The 16,646-nt window shown below is 55.6% G+C and carries 11 protein-coding genes; 4 read left to right on the top strand and 7 right to left on the bottom strand.

Annotated features, from left to right (window positions below; translation table 11 throughout):
- The first annotated feature begins 508 nt into the window (after window positions 1-508).
- The 3 genes from ACN0YR_RS09050 to ACN0YR_RS09040 all read left to right on the top strand — a co-directional run bounded on the left by ACN0YR_RS09050 (window position 509) and on the right by ACN0YR_RS09040 (window position 6,232).
- Window positions 509-3,979: a hypothetical protein gene (locus tag ACN0YR_RS09050; RefSeq protein WP_417848879.1), complete on the top strand. Its 3,471-nt coding sequence runs from the start codon at window positions 509-511 to the stop codon at window positions 3,977-3,979.
- 13 nt (window positions 3,980-3,992) lie between these two features.
- A complete protein-coding gene (locus tag ACN0YR_RS09045; RefSeq protein WP_417848878.1) occupies window positions 3,993-5,459 on the top strand; it encodes an arylsulfatase in 1,467 nt (488 codons plus the stop codon).
- A 392-nt stretch (window positions 5,460-5,851) separates the two neighbouring features.
- Complete coding sequence (locus tag ACN0YR_RS09040) at window positions 5,852-6,232, top strand: hypothetical protein (RefSeq protein ID WP_417848877.1); 381 nt, start codon at window positions 5,852-5,854, stop codon at window positions 6,230-6,232.
- 6 nt (window positions 6,233-6,238) lie between these two features.
- Here ACN0YR_RS09040 and ACN0YR_RS09035 read toward each other — a convergent pair whose 3' ends face one another.
- The 7 genes from ACN0YR_RS09035 to ACN0YR_RS09005 all read right to left on the bottom strand — a co-directional run bounded on the left by ACN0YR_RS09035 (window position 6,239) and on the right by ACN0YR_RS09005 (window position 15,676).
- The gene (locus ACN0YR_RS09035; protein WP_417848876.1) at window positions 6,239-7,369 is read right to left on the bottom strand and encodes a response regulator; all 1,131 of its coding nucleotides are present in this window, start codon (window positions 7,367-7,369) and stop codon (window positions 6,239-6,241) included.
- Window positions 7,366-8,526 (bottom strand): ATP-binding protein, encoded by a 1,161-nt coding sequence (locus tag ACN0YR_RS09030; protein ID WP_417848875.1) that lies wholly within the window; start codon window positions 8,524-8,526, stop codon window positions 7,366-7,368. The genes ACN0YR_RS09035 and ACN0YR_RS09030 overlap by 4 nt, the downstream gene beginning before the upstream one ends.
- Window positions 8,516-10,399 carry an AAA family ATPase gene (locus tag ACN0YR_RS09025; RefSeq protein ID WP_417848874.1) on the bottom strand — a complete coding sequence of 628 codons (1,884 nt, stop codon included), beginning with the start codon at window positions 10,397-10,399 and terminating at the stop codon, window positions 8,516-8,518. The genes ACN0YR_RS09030 and ACN0YR_RS09025 overlap by 11 nt, the downstream gene beginning before the upstream one ends.
- Before the next feature lie 759 nt (window positions 10,400-11,158).
- Window positions 11,159-11,776 (bottom strand): RNA polymerase sigma factor, encoded by a 618-nt coding sequence (locus ACN0YR_RS09020; protein ID WP_417848873.1) that lies wholly within the window; start codon window positions 11,774-11,776, stop codon window positions 11,159-11,161.
- 154 nt (window positions 11,777-11,930) lie between these two features.
- Window positions 11,931-13,046: a cytochrome P460 family protein gene (locus ACN0YR_RS09015; RefSeq protein WP_417848872.1), complete on the bottom strand. Its 1,116-nt coding sequence runs from the start codon at window positions 13,044-13,046 to the stop codon at window positions 11,931-11,933.
- Window positions 13,047-13,299: 253 nt separating this feature from the next.
- The gene (locus ACN0YR_RS09010) at window positions 13,300-14,775 is read right to left on the bottom strand and encodes an OprO/OprP family phosphate-selective porin (RefSeq protein WP_417848871.1); all 1,476 of its coding nucleotides are present in this window, start codon (window positions 14,773-14,775) and stop codon (window positions 13,300-13,302) included.
- A 232-nt stretch (window positions 14,776-15,007) separates the two neighbouring features.
- Entirely contained in the window at window positions 15,008-15,676 is a 669-nt protein-coding gene (locus ACN0YR_RS09005) for a Crp/Fnr family transcriptional regulator (RefSeq protein ID WP_417848870.1), read from the bottom strand.
- Window positions 15,677-15,952: 276 nt separating this feature from the next.
- Here ACN0YR_RS09005 and ACN0YR_RS09000 point away from each other — a divergent pair, with 276 nt between their 5' ends.
- Complete coding sequence (locus ACN0YR_RS09000; RefSeq protein WP_417848869.1) at window positions 15,953-16,555, top strand: cytochrome P460 family protein; 603 nt, start codon at window positions 15,953-15,955, stop codon at window positions 16,553-16,555.
- The last annotated feature ends 91 nt before the right edge of the window (window positions 16,556-16,646 follow it).

Genomic DNA, 16,646 nt, shown 5'->3' with positions numbered 1-16,646 from the left:
ATCATGCTGTCAATGTTCGATGCGGGGTTAAGGTAATTCGAAGCCCCATTTGGTTCGCTTCATCTCCGGCTTCTTGATCGAAACTCTCTCCGCCGATAATCGTATCAGAGTGGATTCACGAACTTTCGTCTCACAGACGATTGAGAACATGGCGTCTCGACGGGTGAATCCGCAACCGGCGAACCGCGCCTGTAGTTTGAGATCATCAATGTGCTTGCCTCCGCAAATACTGCATGCTCGGTCGAAAGGTCGTAGTAACAAAGGACTCCATTTGATGATCGCTCCTCAGCACGATTTGTCCTGGTATTTTTCTTTGCCATACCGTCAGAACGCGAATCTACATGTGGGCTCTGCTCGCACCGGCCAGTCGGAGTGGTGGCATGCAACATCCAACGTTATGCTGAGTCCATCACTCGTTGAGTCGATTACTGGCAGGCGGTATCGAAAGTCGGTAGAAACCGACTCTCCTTAATCTACCACTAAACGCCCGAATTAACGTGAGGATACAATGCATTGGAATCGTCGCCAGTTCCTCTTGGCATCTGTGTTACCTTCGGTCGCTACGCTTCCCCGTTTTGCACAGGCGAATCCTAAAATTGTGACGCGGTGGCCGAGACCTGAAACGCTCAGGCGGGGTTTGCTTCGCCCTTTCGACCCGTCTGTTCCACCACCCCAAGAGATATTCGGAACCGGAAGTAATCAGGCACTCATTATTGAATCGGCCAAATCTCCGATGCCGGGGGAGTCGAGTCCACCGGGCACATACTTTGCCGCGTTCATTCTGCTGCGTGGCATGCAGAAGTCCCGAAATGGCGGACGAGCTTTGCCATTGCTCCATCCCGGAAAACACGAGGTTGATGAAGCCTTGGAATTTTACCGCGGATTGCTGTCCGGAAAAGCTCCGGCCGTCACGGCTCGAGGCCATGTGAAGTGCCCTTGGTGCGACAGGAATTTTGGAGGGCTGGAATTGGTAAATGCTCCCGAGTTCCCCATTCAAACTTTGTGTTGCAAAAAACTCATCGCTCTAGATTCTCTGCCAGAGAATGTTGGACCACTTGTGTTGGTTGAGGAAATTGCCTCCGCGCGGTGGAGATTTCTCATCGAATGGCTAAGCGGACTGGTCGCTCTTGTTGTCCAGGAAAATGCCAGAGTGATTCAACCACACCCGTTCGCTCGATCTGTGCTGATGGAAATCGTGAAATTATTACCGCAATATCTAGACCGCCAGCCATGGATTTCCGCCGGGACGGGACAGAGGGCACGTCGAGCCGACTTCCCGTTAGAACAGCCGCACGATTCACTTGCCAGTGACGAGTATCCCACGGCTGATGAAGTCAATCGCTTTGTCGCATTTGCAATGGATGCCCCCGTCGAGTCGGTCACGCCGAGTGAAAAGATCTACCGGGTGGTCGCAGGGCGAAATGAGAATGGACTACTCGCCGAAGCCTTCGGTGCAGTGGCATCCGATCTGACCGCAGAGCAAAGCAACTCGCTATCCGCCTCTTTGCGTCGACAGTTCTGTCTGATTCGGCATGCACCGCAACCCGGCGGTAATTTTCCCGCATCCACCGTGCCTGTCTCACTGTCCATGGCGATCGGTAGCGGAGACGAAGCGTATTTTTCACACTTATTCAGAATTGTGCAGCATTACCTGTACAACCATTTTGATGATGACGGCATGTCGGTCGAAGGCGCGTTCAATTATTCGGTCATGCTGCGTGGGTTTTATCTCCCACCGCTTCGCAATCGCCTCGGCGAGTCCGTATGGGACGAGTTAGTGAAACGCCGACCAATTCTTTCCCGGTTCGAGAACATCGGCTGCTATCCGATCCGAACCCTGTACGGAATCGAAAGTCAACACGGCGATGAACATTTGGGATATTTTCGTTCAGCCAACCTCGAATCCCTATCTTCGCCCAACTACAGCGACACTGTGAAAAGCGTTTGTTTCCCTTATTACGGAATTGGTTGTCTCCGTGCGGGGCAGCCCGGTCATCGCCTCGAAGCGATCCTCGATTTTCGCTCAGGAATTCTGCACACGCATCCTTCCCGTCTCAGTGTGCAGCTGTTTTATGAAGGGATCAGCCTGATGCCCGAGTTGGGCTATGCCGCACCTTCACACCTGATCAAACCGGAAGCCGTGCCAAAAGAAATACGCGACCGTCTGCCTCTGACAAAGATGAGACCGTGGTTCACTAACGCGCTGGAAATGCACTGCGCCCCTACGATTGATGGTTTCCAAGGAAACGGCCCGCACGGCTTACTGGAAGGTTGGTTCGGCAAAGGTGACCTGAACGAACCGAGTGCCGGTTTGCGGTTCATGGACGTCGCTCTTCCAAGTGAAAACTTTGCCGATTACCCGGGCGAAATTCGCCACTGGTCCCGCCAGTGGATGACTGTTTCGCTGCCAGGTGACACGGCCGTGGCAATCAGCGTGTGCCGTCTTTCCGGGGGACGCCGTCACGATGTATGGTGGCACTTTCCAGCCCCTCCCACGGTCCCTTCATCGCCCGTGGTAGACATCGCGGACAATCTTTTCGATTACATGAAGCGGAATGTAGAAAATCCTCCGCCGTTCGCTCGTGATCTGGGGGACCGGGATCAAACTTTTGATCTGGTTCTCAAAAAGTTGGGTGAAGCGGATTTGCCATTTGGCGAGGATTCGCAAGCGTTGACTAATGTAAGAGCTTGGTCAGGATCGAAAGGGAAGACAGCGTTGCACCGATGGATCATCTCCCCTGCGTCCTACATCGCGGAGTTCGGTCGCGATCCCGAGCCATGGTTACAGCGATCCATCGAATTAAATATGTGGAGTGCTCAAAGCGGTTCACCCGCACGTGAACGGTATATCGGGTCACGCGCCCCGTGGCCAGCAATGATTCAGCTGGAAAAGTACAAGCAAGCGGTGGTCTGCCGACAGGATGCTTTCGATGTCTTCAATATGCAGCGTCATGCCACTGGGAACACTCGCCTGGAGTCGACGTTTGTTGATGTCCTGGCAGCGCATGATTCGAACAAAGATTCGTCCTGCCCGGTTCAGTCTGTGCAAGTATTTAACAATGATCTCGGCGGCGAGAATCGATACTCGCAGGGAATCGAGATCGAGTCTGAAAACAACGATGTCTGCACCGTCATCACCACTCAAAACGCAGCAGTGAATTTCCGCAACGAACTGCGGAACATCGAATTGCGCGGCCGCATTGGAAAAGTCTGCCCAAGTGTTCACGAAGTCATTCTCTATGATGGCGAATATCTGAGTGCCTCAGGCTACGAACTTCGTTTATCACCAGGCTGGAACTTGAGTCTCGCCGGTTTGGATGGAGACCTTACCGGGAGTCCGGATCAAAGTGCGTTTTACGTCGAGACGGAAACGCCGCTTCCAGTAACATTGGTTGGCTCGCGACTTTTCGTGGAACATGCCGCAAGTCCAAGCCACCAATCCTGCTACGAAATTGCAAGCGTACAACAGGCGGGACATGGCCGGCAACGCATTGACCTGGTCGGTAATCCACCTTTTGCGCTCGCGGTTCTGACCATTCTCAAACGCCGTCGCAACTGGGTGCAGGTTCGCGAGAATCAACGATTTGCTCCGAACCGCCCTGTATCAACCAATCGGCTCGCCTATTTTCCATCCGCCGATTTCACGGCACGGCAATCCAAAGCAACAGCGAGCGGTTCCGGAAGATGGGCCACCACCGGCATCCGATTCGACCGCGATCTTCCGCAGAACATTCGACCTGGGGACTCGTTCATTCTCTACTCGATCCAACCACGGGATCGCGTGCGGATTCCGTCTGCGTTCGCCTGTCGTCTGATCGATGGTAATCTCAAGATTGAAAGCACAGGCGCGGCGGAGTTGACAGTCCCCGTGCCGGTGAAATTTGGCCCTCTTCCCGACGGAATTGAAGCAATCGCTTCCGATCGAAAGCAGACACGCTTAAAGATTGCACCGGGACGTTTTGACGTTTCAATTTTCTAGTTGGTAAATATTCATGAATATACCTGCCTCAATCTCAGTCTTCTTCTTGCTGCTGATACCGCACGTGCAAGCTGAGGAGAAGATACAAGCGAATCCCCCAAACGTCATTTTCATATTGGCGGATGACCTCGGCTATCACCACCTCAGTTGTTACGGCCAAAAACATTTGGCGACCCCACATATCGATTCGCTCGCGCGAGAAGGCATGCGATTCACCGATGCCTACGCGGGCTGTACGGTCTGTGGCCCCTCCCGATCTTCTCTTATGTCTGGACTGCACAGCGGACACATCCCGTATAAAAGAAATGACGCCCATGTCGACTTATCGGGTGAACATCCAACTGTGGCGGAAATTTTCAAGCAGGCTGGCTATGCCACGTGCGCGATTGGCAAGTGGGGAATCGGCGGTCTAAAAAGTGGGCAGACTCCAACCGACCGTGGATTCGACGAATTCTACGGGATGCTCGATCAGGGTCACGGCCACCGTCACTATCCATCCTACTTGATCCGCGATACCCGTCGCGAATCCATTGGCAATACCACTGACGGGAAAGGGAATACCAGCAATGTTTCAGCGGACCGGAACAACCACACTCACGATCTGTTTACCGACGAAACACTCGCTTTCATCGAGAAGCAGAAAGACTCTCGTTTCTTTTGCTACCTAGCTTTCACTCTCCCACACACCGAAATCATCGCTACGCCGGACACGGTGGTCGAATTCGCTTCCCCGGAGGGCTGGGGTAAAGAGGGCATTGACTACAACAACTACACCGCTGACACTCCTTCTCATATTGCGCAGTCGAGACCACACAGCCACTTTGCCGCCGAGCTGCGTATGATCGATAATTCGGTCGGAGCGATCATGAAAAAGCTGAAAGACTGCGGCATCGACAAGGAGACACTCGTCATTTTCACCTCTGATAACGGAGGGCAACTTCAGTCAGTCTGGGGAACTGCTCCTTCAATTTTTTTCGGCGACAACGGTGCACTGCGCGGTGGGAAGAATGATTGCTACGAAGGCGGGCTGCGCGTTCCATTCATCGCTCGTTGGCCAGGGATGATTCCTGCCGAAACAACCACCGGTCATCCATGTTACTTCGCCGATTTTCTGCCAACGATCGCCGAACTGACCGGTCAGGTCGTTCCGACAGAAAGCGATGGTATTTCCATGCTTCCCACACTTCTGGGCGCCCCAGAGAATCAAATTCGTCACCCCTTTTTATTTTGGTCGCTCCTAGACAAAAATCGCCTGGACCACGCAGTGCGCGCCGGTAAATGGAAAGCTGTCAAACGCGGCAATAAACCAGTGGAAATCTACGATCTCGATAACGACCTTTCCGAAACCACTAATCTCGCGGGACGCCACCCAAACATCGTCGCAGATATGCAGCAAATTATTGATCATGAATATCGTCCGGATCATGATTCCCCCGCTCCGTCCGATGATTCGCCCGTTTATCCCAACCATCTGGAGTAAATATAGAACGTGTTCCCACTGTGTAGACACCGGTTAGAAAATGTAGCGCCTGTCGGGGGGATGTTTTCCGGAATGAAAGTGTAGCGCCCAGATGATCACTTGTTGTCAGGTGTTCAGACTGTTGGTCTTTGACCAATTGTTTGACCTTCAGGCGGCGAGGGACGGGTGTTTACGAACATGCAGCGTTCATCGCCTGCCTTGAGACGCAGGACAGTGGGCGGAGATTCGCCGTCGTGTCCTGAACGGCGAGATCAGTAAGCGAGCTGCATGTCGTGAGTACGACATGCACTGGAAGACGCTAGAGAAGATCCTGACGTTCACCGAACCGCCTGGGTAACCTTCGGCTGCTCAAAGAGATCAACGCTGACACCTACGCCGAAAAAGCACGAGAGTTGCGTGACGAAGAAGCTGAGTTACGGCTCGAAATCGAGCGTTGCAGTCGTGGTCGGAACGAAAGCATCGACATTGCAGCGAAAGCGTTTGAACTTTCGCAAAGTCTGCGAGAGAAATGGCTTACCGCTGACTACGCCGCCAAACGTCGAATCCTCGAAATCCTCTGTTTGAACTGCACTCTCGATGACGCAAACCTTTGCGTGACAATGAGAAAGCCCTTTGACCTGTTGGCCAAAGGGCTTGTTTCGAAAGATAGTCGGGACGACTGCCGCAGCTTTGAACCATGGACAACGGTGCGGGACACGTACGCGACGTCGTTCTTCAGCCCGCGGCCGTGGTATCTGTCGGAACTGGCCGCGATCGCGGACGAGGTGGCGTAAGTCGCGTCATACGAGGCGGTAGTGGCCCGTTCGTGGCGCGCCGACGAACCTGAGTAGGCGTTTGTCCCTGAGATCAGCAAGATCCCGTTTGGCGGTCTTCTGTGAGCAGCCAAACTGCTCAACCACCATACTGGCCCGGACTTCCGTTCCCTTTTCAATCTGAGTCATGACCCACTGTTGCCGGGCGTTCAGATCGGGGACATCATCAGGGTCATTGGGGACACTCTTTCGTTTTACGGGGACACGATCAGGGACATTTTGTCCGTTTACGGGGACATGATTGGGGACATCAGGGACATCGATTTCCTGATCGGGGATGTTCCCAGCGGCCACCAATCGACGGGCTCCGTCGACTAACGTCACGCGTTCATTGATCCGGTAGCCTTCACCTTTGCTGCGGATGATGTCCTGATCTCCGATTTCGATGTTGGCATCCTTCCGTACCTTCTGAACGATCCGTTTTCGAAGAGCGTGGATCGCCTCCGAGATTCCGTTCTGGCCGCGACGGCAGAGGACGTCGGGATGATCAGCCAGTTCGTCGCCGCAGTATGCGGGGTAGCGGCCATTACCCCGCTTCTCACAGAGGACGGTGAGAATGCGATTCATCAACGGAGTGATCGGTACATCGACGCCGCACACGACCATGCGCTTCTTGAGCAACTGCAGCTCGCCTCCTTCGAATGGCCGGGGCGGCGCGGTGGTCTTTCGCTTTGCCTCACCAGACGATGAAAGTCTCCCGGCCCTGCGGAGCGCGTCCGTGATCGCTCCGTCCAGCGTCTTCCCTTCCCGCTTGAACGGTTTGGCGACGTAATCCGCAGCGCCGAGTTTCACGCACTCGACCCCCTGGTCCGGACCATTGTTGCCATAGCCGGTCACCACGATGACCGGTCCCAGTCCGAGCGAGACCAGCTCGCTCAGCAGGTTGAGACCATTCTGCAACCGGGCGAGGCTCCGTTCCGCGCGGACCGGAATCTCGAGGTCGAGTACGAAATAGTCATAGTTGGCTGTGGCCAACCGCTGGCGGACCTCGTCCTGGCAGCAGGCCGAATCGTGCTCGTGACCGAGCGATGTCACAATGTCGGAAACCACTTCCACGATATTGGGATCGTCATCAACGATCAGTGCGCGCAGAGTCATTCTGCCGGTTCTCCCGTGCTTTCAATCGGCAGGACGATCCTCACTTTCGTCCCGGCCTGAACCTGACTGTCAATATCGAGCGAGCCGCCGTGTCCCTCGATGTACCTCCTGGCGGTCGGGAGTCCAAACCCCGTCCCGTCGTGTTTCATAGTCTTGTGGCCGGGGATGAACTCCCGGATCTGACGAAGATCGTCCTCACCGAATCCCACCCCGTTGTCTTCGATCAGAATGTGAGCCCGGTCGATGTCCAGCGTCGCAGAAACGGATATCCAGAAGGGACCGACTTCATCCCGGATCGGACGAAACGCCTCGAACGCATTCCGCAGCAGGTTCGTGAACACCGATAGGACCTGGTGCCGGGCCACTTCGACCGACAGAGACGTCGGAACATTGAATCGCAGTTCAATGGCGGCCGAGTCGTAGCCGGTGGCCTCGAAATAGGCACGAGCAGCGTCCGATGCTTCCCGCACCAGATCGATCAGTCGTTCACGTCGACGCTGGGTCGGAAGCGGTTGGGCATAGGCCCGCATGTCGTCGAGAAACTGTTCCAGGTCAGCCAGCCTGGTCACGATCGAACTGGCATGTTGTCCCAGCTTCCGCTTGTCGATCGACCCTGACTTCGCTAGTGCAACCAGTTCTTCCGCGTTGTGCTTGATCGGTGTCAACAGCCCTCGCATGTTGTGGACCGTGCCGCCTACGAGCATGTCGAAGTGCTTCTCAACAATCCGCCGTGCCTTGCGCGTGGGGAGCGAACCGTACAGCCGTTCCATCGAATCGTATTCGGCCGCGAGTTCTCCTGACTTCTTGCTGCGGGCCAGTGCGTTCTTTTCCCCACGTCGACGGCGATCCAGAGCACGCTCGGCAGCTTTCCGAACGTAGTGGTTCTGGTCTTGCGTCAGCGTTGATGCAAGTGGACTGAACAGAGCCTCGGGCAACTGGCTCAGGATCTCCGCCACCTCGCGGCGGACTTCCCACTTCGGATCGCGGGCAAGCAGTTCCAGAACGGCGACACATTCGTCCGATGGCGATCCCCAAGCCTCGGTCTGCCCGGTGAGCAGCGCAACCCGCTCTGAGCGAGAAACCGCTTCCGGATCGTCCCGCAGTTGATCGGCAATCTGTTTCCAGGCGACAGGAGGAAGAACGTCGTCATTGTCCATAACGCTCTCCTCGTCGTCGGAACGCCTCGGCTCCACCTTCGAGGAGCGTCACGATCTCATTCTTGCAGGCATCGACGTCTCCTTCCCTGGTCACACGGGCTTTGGCCCCGTCCGACTCCAGAACCACAACGTGATCCGCCTCCCCCAGTACCGGGATGTTCGGGTTGTGAGTGACAAGCACCAGCTGCCGCTTCTTCTTCACGTGGCGGATGCTCTCAACGACAGTCTGGAAGATGAACCGGTTGTCGAGGTTGTCTTCAGGCTGATCCACAATCAGCGTGCTGTCGCTCTCCAGCAACAGGATCGGCAGAATCGTGGTGCACTTTTGCCCGGTTGAGAGGGAGGAGGTGTCCTTGTATTCTTCCCCATCTTTCAGTTCGATCAACGGCTGGTCATCCAGTTCAACCGTTTCGAGCGTGAACAGGAACTCCGGGTCGTACAGCGCGGCAACCACCTTTGCCGACTGATCGGCACTCAATTCAGCCCTATCAATCAATGGATCGGCGTTCCGGCTGCGGATGACCTGTGTCAGTTCGGCTGGGGGCATCGCGGTTACGATTTTCTGCGAGACGACTCCCTGTTTCAGTCCAGCCCCTTTCAGCCGGGTTTCGAGCAGCTGCCGGTACGCGTCCGAGTTGCCGTATTGAGTAATCGTGACCCGAATCGTCGGGGCCAGTTCTCCATTGATCCGCTCCGCCACGGAATTCCGGACGCCAAACCGCTCGTCCCGCAGTGCCGAGAGCTGCTCCAGCAGTTCTGCCCGTTGACGGTACAGTTCCGTGATCTGCTGTTTCAGTTCCGCTTGCTGCTGTTGCCGTGCCAGGAGCTGATTGCGGGACCGTTCCAGTTCCGCCCGTTCGGCCGCTTCCTGCTGCGCCTGCTTGTGCTTCTCAATGGTGGACCGAAATTCCAGCTCCTGTTCGCGATGACGCTGTGCAATCAACTCAATTTGCTCGGCGATTCCCTTTCCCGCCTTCTCGACCCTGGCAACCGCCTTCTGCAGCAATCCGTCGACATCATGACCGCAGTCCATCAAAGACTGCGTCGACTTCGCTAGGATGTCCGCATTGGGTCCATTGGCGGCTTCCGGATCGACGACGTTTGTTGCACGCGGTCCAACGGAATCGACCAGCCCCAGCAGCGAGGCTCGATACTGAACGGCCAGTTCCCGAAGCTGTTTTAATGACCGGACTTCGCGGTCCCGGAGGCTTTTCAGGCGATGCGCTTCATTGATCTCAGCGCTGGCACCGTTGGTCGTTCCCGTGAACGCTTTCAGTTTCGTCTCGACCGTCGGAAGCGAGGTCAGTTCATCGCAGATGGCGGCAACCTCACGTTCCAGCGGGATGATCTGGTGGGCATTCGCCTTCAGCGTCGAGATGAACTGCTGCTCACGTGAGAAGATGTCCGCGATCTGCTGGCCAGCAAAGCTGTCGATCAGATCCAGCTGAAACAACGGACGGTCGGCGATCGATTCAACCGCGTTCTGCGAAAAGATGTCCGCTCGGAACAGGCCGGACTTCAGGTTGACGGAGACCGGCTGGTTCTCGGAGTCCAGGATGATTGGCTCATCGCCGAAGGACCGGGTCACGTTGTAGGTCGAACCATCACGGGCACGGATGCCGACGCAGATCCGCCCGCCACCGAGGTTGCGTTTAACGAGCGTTTCAATCCGCTTCCGTTCATCGGCCGCGTGTTCCCGGCTCGGCAGTGAGTCCAGGGCATAGCCGATGAATTCAACGGCGGTCGTCTTCCCCGTCCCCCTTGCACCAATGATGGTGTTGAGTCCGTCGCCGAAGGAGATCTGCAGACCGTCGAGAAACCCGCCAATCACCGACAGCGTGTCAATGCGCTGAACAGCGCGTCGTCCCTTCATGGAACGCTCCAGAAGTCATGTCTGAAGCGGACTGTGGCAAATGGGACAGGAAGAGAGCGATTTCAAGGAAATCAGCGGAACCGCAATCAGAACCCGTCGAGCAATGCCTGCCAGTTGCTTCAATGTCTCCGGCATGACAGAGCCGGCAGGCTGGGTTCCACCGCACAAAGCGGCTTGGGTCTCGTATGAATTTTCTACCATACATTCGAGCAGTGTCAAGAGTCTTCGGCTCACATTGAGCTAGTAGGCCGCCACACCTCCTTGCTGGTCATACCCGGGCTCGCTGCGATACGTCGTTTGTGCTCGGCGTATAGAATACGCTGTGCGTCCTCCACCTCACCGACCGTCACGGGTGTTTGGATTCGAGGGAGCCTTCATCCAACTTGTGACTCGGAAGACTACGGTCATCACGTTCGAGCAACACCAATTGATTGAAGTGGTGCGACACCTTCCCAGGATTCAGAGATCAGACATCACCATCAGTCCAGATTCGTTACGGCTCAAGATACCCCTCTGTGATGATGCCTCTCATCATCTCAAACTCCTCCCTGCAATCAGAGCACCTTGATAGGTGGTCACTAATGAGGAGCGAATCATCTAGGACGCTGGTATCTCCCCTCGCTAGTTGCGTGGCATACTCAGTCAGCAGATCTAACACGCAATCGCAATCCAGTCCGTCGGGTTCAGTCTCTACCACCCGCTGAACCAAGCTAAGAATCTGTTCGCGACTCAGTACAAACATGAGATCACCTTTGGCGTTCAGAGCGAGAAGACGTCGCGAACTGTTTTCGCGTCCAACCCAGCTTCTTGCAATACCTTCTTCAGTCTGGCCTTTGCATCATGGACCAGTTTATAGACAGCCCCCCGTGTGGTTCCGAGCTCCTGGGCGATGCGGTCCGCAGCCCAGCCCTGCAATTCGCGAACCAGTGCACATCTTTGCCTTCGGGTCAGTCCGTCATTGATTGAGGTGGCCAGCAATTGGAGGATTTCCCTCTGCTGCGCGTCAACCTCGGGTAGCGGAGCAGCACTTTTCCAGAGGTCCGCCAAGTCAACCTTGTCACTCTCCATCAGAAAGTCCGATGTAGTCCGCGCCATCCAGTGGCCGCGTCGGAGCATTTCCAGTCCAGTTCGCACGGCAAACGCAGTGGCCCAGGTAAGAAACTTGCTTTCCCCGCGGAAACTGTCGACCGACCGCAGTATTCGATACGTGGTTTCTTGAACCACGTCCTCCACGCAATGACCACTCAGGCCACGGTCAATGAACTTTGCAAAGATCGCTTTACGAAGCCGTATCTGCAGTTCTTCGGTGAAGTTATCCCGAGTCACTGGGTCACCAGACCGCAGACCGTTGCCCCACTCCTCGTTCGAAATTACCATCCCCAACCCTTTGCGTTTAGGGCACCGATCTAATCGGGTGGTCTCCGCCGGAAACCGTCTCCCCAAAGATAACAGGGCGAATGCGACGGAATGGCGGATGGGGCGCACATCGCCCCATCCGCCTCAGTCGTATGTGGACAAAGTGGTAAGTTGGCTACTCAATCTTCTTCACGCGGATGTAGTCTTTACCCGCGGAATGGCAACCAGCACACTTGCTCTCCCCAAGTCCAGCGACCACTGGGGAGTCATTATTCTCCGTGTTCAGGTTCTCGTACCAATGCCACCCGTGCCCCTTTTCGCCTTGCTTCGCCTTCACCGCTGTTGCCCAGCCGATGAAACTTCCATCCTTATACAGTTCCTTGACGGCCACGGAACCCACTGGGTGCTCACTGTTGCCAGCTTGCATGCTGGCATGCAGCTTGTCGTTGACGAAAATTCGCACATCTCCATGCGACGAAGCCGCAGCAGATTCATGCACCTTTGACTCGCCTTTGTACTTCTTGTATGCCCCAGTCTTCAGCCAGGCAAACAACTTGTCGGAGTATTCATCATGCTTCACCCCCTCCGATTTACCACCAACGGCCCCCATTGCAGCCTTCAACGCCTCTGCGTCCATCTTGGCACGCTCAGCTTTCGCCGCCGTGCCTGCCTCGGCTTTGTGTTTAGGCATAGCAGCACGCAGCACCGGATAGTACTGCGTGAACACAAAGTCCGTATCAGCACTGGACTCGTGACACGAATTACAAGACTCCGAAGGGAACGCCTTGGCAGTCTTGGCATAGTGCTCGAAGTCCGTATGCCCAAAACTAAAGTAAGCCCATCCACCCGGCTCGTCCTTGAACCGCTCGGTGTCCTTTACCGCAAGCTCCAGACCGTAAAAGTCACCCATGAAGTAGCCGTTGCCACTTGAAGCTTCCGTGTCACCAACAAGCACCATCTCCTTCACGAGCTGCGTGCCGTTCGGGAATTCGCCAGTTTGCAGGAACACGTCAAAACTAGGGGGATCAATGTAGGTATTGTGGAACTCGCGGAAGTTGGCTTCGCCTCCATTCAGCTCATCCGGCGTCAGCGGCGTACCGACATACACCCAGCGGCGCCAACCTTCGGGGCGGAGCACCTCACCATCCTCGGTAAAATGTGGCCCATAGTTATTGAACGGCTTTGCTCCACCGACCTCGCCGGCAGGCTTTGCCTCTTCCTGTGCCATCGCCACATAGGTGCCGATGCCCGCAACGGCGACTGCCAGGAGAATCAATCGAGACTTCATCATGTGTCCTTTTTCAGTGTTGGAACGCCAAACGACCTCGAACCAACTCGAGGCTCCGAGTGTTTGTGACTTTGTTGGGAGATGTCTTACCTTCAAATATCCGGAAAATGTGATTTTCGCTGATTTTGCCTAGTTTCCGGACAGTGCCCCTGCCGGGGTGCTCGCGGAGGTGCGACGGTTCCCGTAACGCCAGAACAGACATAATTGGGCCGGAGCAGCAACGTGTCAGCGGTCGAGGCCGGTCGAGGCTGCGGACTCAGAAGTAGAGCTGGCAGCGCATCCAGAAGAGATCCGTGTTGCTCCCACGTTTGTCTTTTGCCTCGTTGAGGAGAATGGGTGACCCGAACATGGCGTGTTGCCAGTCGAAGGTCATTTTTACGAAACGGTTCAGGTACCAATTGAAGCCAATGTCCGTCATACCGACGTGGCGAGTCCAGTCGGCCTCATCGGCGAGACCGGCGGTGAACACTTTCTCACTGATGTTAATATCGGAGTAGCGTCCGAAGATTTCCCACGCACCGAACCCCTCGCCGAGGGGAGCCAGAGGCTCAATCACACCTCGTCCGGTCACGGATTCGCCTGTCAGGAACCACGAGGCGGTCACATCGTACCCCAGAATCGGCAACCACACGGCGGCACTGTGCTCGTCGGCTCGGGCCTGAAAGCTGAGAGCATAGACTTCTGCTTCAATCGAGAGCGGTCCGCTGTAATTCGCGACGTGCAACGCTCCCTGCTGACGACCGCCAACCCACTGCATGTCGGGGTTGAACTCCAGAAACTGAGTCGAAGCGGCCTGCGCGGCTTCATCATTTTCCGAGGTCTGGATCGAAGTTCGCAGTGGAAGGGCCTCCGTGGCATACGGAGTGCGGCCCAGTGCAAGGGAGCCCCCGATGTTCAGATACTTGAAGAAGTAGTCATCGGAGTCGTCAACGAACGGGCGATAATTGATGTAGCCCACACCCTCGCGAGTTGTATTCCGGTCGGCGAGTCCAGCCAGGTGACCGAACGTCGGGCCAGCGGCATATTCGAATTTCTCACCGAACTTGCCATGAAAAATGACGCCCACCTGTCGTGCCAGTCCGAAGTTCAGGGGAACCAGGCCGCGTTCAGGAGTAATGTAGAACTGCTCAAGATGGTCGTACCATGTGTAGCTGTAGGGCGTGAGCGATCGACCAACTCGAATCTGGAACTCTTCCGACGGCGCAAAGTTGACATTTGCGTCCAACAAGTCGAATGCTCCTTCGACGCTTCGCTGTAGCGAGAGTTCATACTCATACCCATCTCGCAGTTGACCTTCAAAGTACGTTCGAAACCGTGGAACGTACATGCCACCTCGGGCGGGTTCCTGGTCGGTTGGCGTAAACGCCTTACCGTCAATCTGCGTCAGAAATTTGAGTCGTAACTGAAATTGATCATCCTCCGAGTGCAGCCCAAACCCGTCTTTGTAAAGGGCCTTCAAGGGGACCTCAAACTCGCGTTCGCCGGATGGCTCGAACATCGACTCAACATCAAACGACTCAGGCATGCGAAACCGCTCCGTTTCGGCTGCCTCGCCATCCCGCTCCACATCATCGAAGAGCACGACACTGCGTCCCGTTACCTCCTGCGCAAGCAGACGTCCGCTGGCACCGCACAGGCAGAATGTGCCGATAAGCAGTATTGTAAGCGGCCATCTCCGTTCGACATTTCCAGGTATCCCCCTGGTTCTCGATGTGCTGAACTTCAATCCCATCAATCCACCCCTGTAACCCACACCGTTCGTAGAATCTGCGCGACCGCCAAATCCGCTAGTGATTCTTGATCGGGCGGCCGGAAAGGGTGCATGAGGGAAGTTGCCCGCCCATGAGTTACAAACCACGGAAACACCCGGCATTTGTCATCTATGTGACGCAATAGCCACGAGATTCGCTCAGCCGTAGGTCTCTTCTGCGGTACCAACCCGACATACGACCAAGGGGCAGCAGTCAATGTTGGGCGCCGGCTATGGCCTCTAGCCTGTCCAGGCTGAGCAGGCAGATGTGGCCGCGTGTGTAGTCGATCACCTCCTCTGATTTGAGTTCTGCAAGCACCTCGGAAACAACAGGACGAGCGGCGACAACGAGTTCGGCGAATTCTTCGTGCGTTAAGCGGATGTCGATCAAGTGCCCATGCCCGCAACGCCCTCCGGTAAAGCACAGCAGGTCGTATAAGGCTGTAGCAATTCGTTTGCGTACCGGCGATAGGAGTTGCCATTGCAATCGCCGGTCAAGTGCAGTGAGCTGCGACGCGAGAGTCTGCACCAGCAAAGACTGGAACCGCGGGGTCTCCAATGAATGGCCTTCCAGCTCATTACGGCTGACCTCGATGATACACGTCATCCCACTGGTGATGGCTCGCTCGTTGGTGACAAACAGCCGAGGGCGAAATGGCAGGTCGCCGAAAACCGCCCCTTTCCCAAGCAGCATACGAGTCAACAGCCGCCCGCCCGGATCAGTATACGCCAGCCGGACGTAGCCGCGTTTCACGATATAAGTCTTCCCTGCTGGCTTCTCGAGGTAAATGATCTTGCGGCTCTTCAGGTCCCTGACCTTCGCGGACGAAAGCGTGGCACACTCCGTCACGAAGGGCGTCGAGAGTTCGGGAAGTATCTGCATGGCTCACCTTGACTTCAGTCGACGATACCGACTCTTGACACAATCTCGTTCTTGACGGCCACTTGCAGGCGCCCCGATGCGCGAAATCCTTGCTATGTGAGGCTCTGATATCTTGCTTCAAAGGATACCGAGTCAAATCCTTTAATTCTGTCATTTACCTGACAGAACGGTTCTCGCCAAGCCACTACTATCCCGCCTCGCCGTGCCGGACTGTCTGGCGGGCACTTCTGCCGGACGTGTTTCTGGTGGGTTTTGTAACAACAAGCGAGGTCTCAAATGAAGTTGAAATGGTTGGCCGGGCTCTCACTGGCCGTTGGAGTTGGCGGTCTCGGACTGTGGCTGTCCACAGCCCCTCACGCAGTTGCTCAGGAAACGGCTGCAAAAAAGCCGTTGGTGGAGTTCACGAAAGACGGCAAGGTGAAACAGCCTGTCGGTTATCGTAAGTGGGTGTTCATCGGTTCGCCAGTGACACCGAACGACATGAACGATGGTGAAGCCAGCTTTCCGGAATTCCACAACACCTACATGGATCCTGAGAGTTTCGCCTACGTCGAAGAGCATGGCGAGTACCGGGACGGAACTGTGATCGTCAAGGAACTGACCGCGGTGGGATCGAAGGAGGAGTCCAGCGGAAACGGGTACTTCCAGGGTGAATTCACCGGACTGGAAATCTCTATCAGAGATAGCAAGCGGTACCCGGACGAGCCAGGTAACTGGGCCTACTTCAGCTTTGGCCACAAATACCCGCTGAAGGAGATGGCCGCGAAGAATGGTGCTGCCTCGTGCAATAGTTGCCACGAGAATAATGCAACAAACTTTGTCTTCTCTGATGTTTACCCAGTTCTCAAGGACGCCTTGAAGAAGGCAAAGAAGAAGTAGGTTCTTGATTCAGTGCTGCGAGGGTGTGGCGCTCGCCACTCTCGGCAATGCTTCTGGTACGCACGTGGAGACACTGGAGGGCGGAGTGCCT

This window comes from Thalassoglobus sp., assembly GCF_048270125.1.
In the GTDB taxonomy this organism is placed as follows: Bacteria; Planctomycetota; Planctomycetia; order Planctomycetales; family Planctomycetaceae; genus Thalassoglobus.
The sequence above is the reverse complement of the archived record's forward strand: the minus strand, read 5'-3'. Positions and strand labels throughout refer to the sequence as shown.